The sequence below is a fragment of the Collinsella sp. AF39-11AT genome (assembly GCF_003474585.1).
Lineage (GTDB): Bacteria > Actinomycetota > Coriobacteriia > Coriobacteriales > Coriobacteriaceae > Collinsella.
On sequence record NZ_QROG01000029.1, the window covers coordinates 1 to 6,408 of the forward strand.

Annotated in this window: 7 protein-coding genes; all 7 read left to right on the forward strand. The window is 48.5% G+C overall.

Annotated features, from left to right (window positions below; translation table 11 throughout):
* The first annotated feature begins 235 nt into the window (after positions 1 to 235).
* Positions 236 to 826 (forward strand): hypothetical protein, encoded by a 591-nt coding sequence (locus DW037_RS09370; RefSeq protein WP_118373213.1) that lies wholly within the window; start codon positions 236 to 238, stop codon positions 824 to 826.
* Between the two features lie 122 nt (positions 827 to 948).
* Positions 949 to 1,614: a sugar transferase gene (locus tag DW037_RS09375; protein ID WP_255413693.1), complete on the forward strand. Its 666-nt coding sequence runs from the start codon at positions 949 to 951 to the stop codon at positions 1,612 to 1,614.
* Positions 1,615 to 2,448, forward strand: coding sequence for a glycosyltransferase (locus DW037_RS09380; RefSeq protein ID WP_117765777.1), 834 nt, complete (start codon positions 1,615 to 1,617; stop codon positions 2,446 to 2,448).
* A gap of 8 nt (positions 2,449 to 2,456) precedes the next feature.
* Positions 2,457 to 3,584 (forward strand): polysaccharide pyruvyl transferase family protein, encoded by a 1,128-nt coding sequence (locus tag DW037_RS09385; RefSeq protein ID WP_118373214.1) that lies wholly within the window; start codon positions 2,457 to 2,459, stop codon positions 3,582 to 3,584.
* Between the two features lie 8 nt (positions 3,585 to 3,592).
* Positions 3,593 to 4,621 carry a nitroreductase family protein gene (locus DW037_RS09390; RefSeq protein ID WP_158556516.1) on the forward strand — a complete coding sequence of 343 codons (1,029 nt, stop codon included), beginning with the start codon at positions 3,593 to 3,595 and terminating at the stop codon, positions 4,619 to 4,621.
* Positions 4,560 to 5,762, forward strand: coding sequence for a glycosyltransferase (locus DW037_RS09395; RefSeq protein ID WP_199578367.1), 1,203 nt, complete (start codon positions 4,560 to 4,562; stop codon positions 5,760 to 5,762). The genes DW037_RS09390 and DW037_RS09395 overlap by 62 nt, the downstream gene beginning before the upstream one ends.
* 48 nt (positions 5,763 to 5,810) lie before the next feature.
* A complete protein-coding gene (locus DW037_RS09400; protein ID WP_158571979.1) occupies positions 5,811 to 6,401 on the forward strand; it encodes a DUF1919 domain-containing protein in 591 nt (196 codons plus the stop codon).
* Positions 6,402 to 6,408: the final 7 nt, after the last annotated feature.

The window sequence follows — 6,408 nt, forward strand, 5'->3', positions numbered from 1 at the left end:
CGTTGCGCTGAGTCCTGAGTCTGTTGCAATGAAGATGAAAATCAAGGGAGATGTGTCTGTTCGCGCTGCAATTTGTGTAATCTGGGAAAACGTGAGCAGTTTGCTCGTATAATGAGCAACGTCGAAAGATACAAAAACCTGTACTTTTGCGACTGCGCCTAGCTGCGAGCGAGAAGCCTGTTCTAAACGCCCTTGCATTTGCGTGCATCGCAAATCCAAAAGAGGGGGCGAGAACATGGAACAGACGGCACGGCGCCAAGAGAAGCTGCCGGGCGCATTTAACGGCGCCACCACCAACAGCCAGCACGGCCGCGTCCGCTGGTATCTGGTCCACACCCCCAACGGCAAAGAGCGCGAGACCTGCGAAAAGGTGCGCCGTATTATCCCACACGAGCTGATGCAGAACGCTTTTGTGATGCAAAAGGAGTTCTGGTTTAAGCGGGACGGCGCATGGTCGCTCCAAACCAAACCCATGTACAAGGAATACTTCTTCGTCGCCACGCACGATGCCGCTGCGCTCGATAGGGCTTTGGCCCAGTTGAGTTTTGGCTGCCGCATTGCTGGCAGCAGGGAGCGGGCCTATGCGCCCATGCCGGACGATGCACAGGACTGGTACCGTAGCGTGCTCGACGACGACGACGTGGTGCGCAACAGCGTGGCGCGCATAGAAGCCGGTGTGCTGCACATAGAACAGGGGCCCTTGGTGGGGCAAGAGGCCCGTGTGCACAAGATCGACCGTCGTAAACGCTGGTGCTTGGTGGACGTAGGCGAAGGCGATTCCAGCTTTAGGGAAGTGCTTCCGCTCGACGTTCCCATCAAAACGTAAGGGAGACGTTGCACCGGCAATTCATTCGTTTTTTGAATTCGTGGATGGGGGGGGTTCCTGGGGACAGGGACGTAAGTTTTATCGTGACTGCTAATAAAGAAATGACAGAGAGCCGTGCATCTATGGGGGACGCACTGCTTTTCGATCAGATAAAGCCGAGCGGCACGCTTGGGTATCGCATTGTTAAGAGGCTGTTTGACCTTGTGTTCAGTCTTTTGATGAGTGTTCTGCTGCTAATTCCTGTTGCTGCGGTGTGTGCACTCATTAGGCTTGAATCGTCCGGTAGCCCTATGTATGCACAAGAGCGCATTGGCAAGGGTGGTAAGACTATCAAGATCCTTAAGCTTCGCAGCATGGTCGCCGATGCCGGCAACGTGCAGAAGTATCTGAGCCCTGAGCAACTGCATCAGTGGGAAGTCGAGCGTAAGGTCGACGATGACCCCCGCATTACCAAAGTCGGGTTGTTCATCCGCAAGTGCTCCATTGATGAGATGCCGCAGTTCCTGAACGTGCTGAACGGCGACCTTTCCGTCATCGGTCCGCGTCCCATAACAAGAGACGAACTTGAACAGCATTTTTCCGATGAGGAAAAGGCTGAGCTGCTTTCTGTCCAGCCCGGCATTACGGGCCTGTGGCAGGCGACTGACCGCAATGCCGCGACGTTCGAGAGCGGTCTGCGACAGAAGATTGAACTCCACTACGTGCGCAATCGCTGTTTCCGCATGGACTGGAAATGCTTTACCGGCACTTTTGGTGCCATGTTCGGCAAGAAGAGGACGGGGCGATAGATGACCACTTCAGTCGCCACGACCGCTTATAGCGTATTAATGAGCATTTACAAAAAAGAAAACCCTACTTTTCTGCGCCAGGCCCTCGACAGCATGCTCGTTCAAACTGTGCCTCCGGCCGAGATCGTAATGGTTAAGGACGGACCCTTGACTGCTGAACTCGAGTCGGTACTTTCCGAATATAACTTGCAGTGGCCCGATCTGTTCAAATTTGTTTCCTACAGTGAGAACCATGGACTAGGATATGCTCTTCATAAGGGCGTACTCTCCTGTTCTAATGAAATCGTTGCGCGTATGGACACCGATGACGTGGCGCGTCCTGATCGTATGGAGAAGCAGCTTGCCGCTATTGAAAGTGGGCTCGATATGGTCGGTAGCGATGTCGTCGAGTTTATTGACTCTCCTGAGACGCCAATTGCTTCAACGAATTTGCCCAAGGGACTGGACAACATTCTCGCTTGTTCCAAACGTCGAAATCCTTTCCGGCACCCACCTATGACGTTTAAAAAATCTAAGGTGCTGGAGGCTGGGAATTACAGCTCTGAATATCTTTATTTCGAAGATTGGGATTTATTTAACAGGATGCTAGCCAGTGGCTGTCGCGCAGATAATCTACCTGAACCACTTGTGGCGATGCGCGTGAGCTCCGATTTTTATGCTCGCAGAGGCGGCCCTTCGTATCTACCGCATATCTGGAAATTCAAGTTTGCTCAATTGCGTACTGGCTGGTTTAGCCCTGTTGATTTTGTTGCCTCATTTGTTCCGCATGCCGTTGTTTGTGTCATGCCTAACGGACTTCGTTCGTTTGTTTATAAGAAATTACTCAGAAAGTAGGTTTGTGCATGTCTCGAAAAGTCGGAGTTATAACACTCCATAACTCGCCGAACTATGGCTCCTGCCTGCAGACCTATGCAACTCAGGTTGTTTTGGCTCGTGTGGGAGCAGATGCCGAAATAATTGATTACTACCGTAAGGATGCGATTCCCGAAAACGAAGTGGATCGTGCCCTTAACGGCCAGCTCGTAAAGAAGATGCCTATATTTAAGGTTCCTGGCGTCAAGCAGATTGCAAAAATACCGGTTTCTCGTATGGTTGCAAGGAGACGCGCCCCCCTTGATGAGTTTAGACATTCCAAGCTTGCGCTGACTGAGCGTTCGTACTATTCCGCAGATGAGTTGGACGCGAATCCTCCGGTAGCAGATATTTACTGCACTGGTAGCGATCAGGTTTGGAATAGCATTTGGAATAACGGTTTTGACCGTGCTTTCTATCTCTCCTTTGCTCCCGAGGGGAAAAAGAAGATTGCCTATGCTGCGAGTATCGGCAAGGCCACGCTCGAGGATTGGGAAGCTGAGCCGATGAGAAAGGCTCTCTCCTCTTACTCTTGTATCTCTGTACGCGAGCAAGAGGCGGCTGACCTTCTTGATTCTATCGGTGTCCATGGGGCTATGCCCGTTATCGATCCCACGCTCATGTTGAATCGTGATGATTGGGAAGCAATTGCAGATGGTTGGATTTCTCCGGAACCCTATGTTCTGGTCTATCAGCTCAACCGTAATGCCGAGTTCGATTCTTATGTACAAAGGGTCGCCAAGAAGACTGGTCTCAAGGTTATGCGAATTGCATACGGTGTGCATGAGAAGCGTTCTGGCGAGAATGCTGTTATCTGTCCTTCCGTGGGAAAGTTCCTTTCTCTGTTCCTTGGGGCCGAAATTGTCATTACGGACTCGTTCCATGGAACTGCCTATTCCGTAAATCTTGGAAAGAAGTTTGTCGCCATCAGCCCTGGTCGTTTTAACGGAAGAATTTCAAACCTATTAAATATGACTAATCTTGACAATCATTTGTTGGATGACTTTGGAAATCTGACTATTTCTGAACTTGATTACGACTCCAATTCGGTTCAGGCACAGCTTAATCTCAAACGAAATGAAGCCTTTTCTTTTATTGAAAAAGCCTTGGATATTTAGGAAATATGATGGGAAATATTTCGGTTTCTGCTTTAAAGGATCATTTGCCTGATCCTGTCATGGGGGTTGCGAGGGCCATTTTTAATGGCTATCCAAGTTTGCTCGCCGCTTCAATGCGGCAGGCGGCACGGTTCGGGAAGTCTTATTCTCGAAACAAGATCAAATATGCAGAGCAAGCAGAAGCTCATATAATTTATTGTACCCATCAGCTTGAAAAAGGGTTGAGCCACGAGGACTTTCGTGCTGGATTTGGAGTGAAGGTCCTCGCCGAACTCTCTCGCTACATGCATGTCTTTGAAGATATGGGTGGAAGTACGGATAGCCTGGCCTATCAATCCGCCTTGGGTGCGCTAATCGAATATCGTGACAGACATGAGAATAGTTCTGAATATACGCATATGTTTATGCAAGCAATTGGCGACCAACTGTTTTCTAAACTGGATTCAAAGCCTTTATATCCCGGTGGAAGCTGCAAAATCGCTCATGATTTTGCTGTGGCAGGCATTATTCCAGGTTCTGTTGACGAGCTATTAAGTAACCGTCATTCTGTTAGAGAGTATTCTGATACACCCGTTTCGTTGACAAAGGTCATTAATGCTATCGAGACGGCCACCAAAGCTCCGTCTGCATGCAATCGACAACCAACAAGAGTTCGGATTATCAATAACCAGGAACTCATCCATGAGACATTAGGAATTACAAGTGGATTCAGAGGCTACGCGATGCCTCCAATGCTCGTCGTGTTGACGGTTGATAATCGGGTTTACTTTGGACCGCAAGAACGTAACGAGGGCTTTGTTGATGGCGGCATTTTTGCAATGGCGTTATTGCTGGCACTTGAAGAGCAGGGTTTGGCTTCTTGTCCGCTCAATACAATGCTAAGACGAGGTCCTGAAAAAGCGATTCGCGGTCTATTGAAACTACCCTATTGGGAGGAATTGGTCATGCTGATTTCCATAGGGAATTATTCAAAGAATGCCCAATCATGCGTTTCTGCTCGTTTTCATGCCGACGCAATTGTTACGGTGGTTGACTAGCTTGATTACCTCATCTCCAATTCATGTTCTCCAAGTGGTTCCCTCATTAAGTCGTTCTGCCGGTGTTTCTCAATTTGTTCATAACATGTCTTTGGGCATTGATGAGCATCGAGTTGTATTTGATTATCTACACCATGCAACATTAAATGGTAAACCCTTGCGTGACTGCACTTATGATCAGGAGCTTATTGCGCACGGTTCTCGTGTCTATACGGTGTCTTTCGCTTCTGCGGGGCTTGGCCAGTTCATTAAAGAAGTCGAAGAGTTTTTCGTTAAGCATGGACGCGAGTACGATATCGTGCATTGTCATATGCCCAACTCGGCTTTTTGCGTTCTCAGGGAGGCTAAGCGTGCCGGCATCGAACATCGTGTCCTACATAGTCATCTGAATAGTTCATCTGACAACGTTCTTCATCGTGTTCGAAATGCTCCGTTGATTGCGTGGGGCAAGAGGTATGCAACTGATGGGGTGGCGTGCTCTGATGAAGCTGGTAGATACCTGTTTGGAAATAAGCCGTTTGCTGTAATGAAAAATGGAATCGTACTCAGCAATTATGCATATGACGATAGCTCCAATGCTTCCCTGCGTGCTGAACTCTGCATTGGCAATAGTGACCCCGTTATTGGAAGTGTCGGTCGTTTTGTCAAGCAAAAGAACTTTGAATTTGGCGTCAAGGTGTTCGCAGAGCTGAAGCGCAGTATTCCTAATGTTAAGTGGGTGATTTTGGGCGCTGGAGATGGCATGGACAGAGTTAGGGCCATTGCTAAGGAGCTTGGTGTAAACGAATCCGTCGTCATGCCCGGCGTGCGCGTTGATGTCGCTCGTTTTTACTCGCTGTTCGACGTCTTCTTTATGCCTTCGCTATATGAGGGGCTTCCTGTCTCTGCTGTTGAAGCTCAAGCCTCTGGGCTTCGTTGTGTTTTTTCGACTGGCGTTCCTGAGGAAAGTGACATAACGGGCGTGAGTAGATTTGTCGGTTTAAATGAGCCATATGCTGTATGGGCCTCTGCACTTGCTGATGCTATGTCGGTTGGTCGTGATAGCGGAGCTGTTGAGAAATTAACCTCCGCTGGCTATTCGGCAGCGGCTAATGCAAAGAAATTGATGGAGTTCTACGAGGGGCTTGTTGCTCAGCGTTAGATGCGTTTTTCGATGCAATGGGTGTGGTTTTGGTTGAAGGACGTAGACATGAATAAAGACTATTTTGGAATTGCTGAACGGGTAATCAGAGAGAAAACTAACAGTCGTTTTTCTAAGGGTAGGCAAAATCATCTGACACGAAGCGATTTTTCTATTATTTCCAATAATTGTTGGGCCGGAACGGTCTATCGGTATTTCGGCTTACCGTATCAATCGCCTACAGCAGGGCTGTATTTTTTTGGAACTGAATACGTAAAGTTCGCGGGAGATTTAAGGCACTATCTGAATACGCCCATAGAATTCATCGATTCTTGTGATTCGGCTCATTACGAGACTTTGAAATCTCGCAATGAGCTGAGTAAGCCTGTTGGAATTATCGATGACGTTGAGATTGTATTTCTACATTATCCAACGCCTGAGGAGGCTAGAGCTAAATGGGAGCGACGGGTTGAAAGGGTGAACTGGGACAATCTGTTTATTAAATTCAGCCAGATGAATGATTGTCGCGAAGAAGATCTTAGGGCGTTTGATTCTTTGGAGCACACGAACAAGATTTGCTTTACGGCGATGCGACGCCCCGATATTGCATGCTCGGTTTATCATCCCGCCTCTGTTCGGGGGGGGGGGGGAAATAACTAATGATACG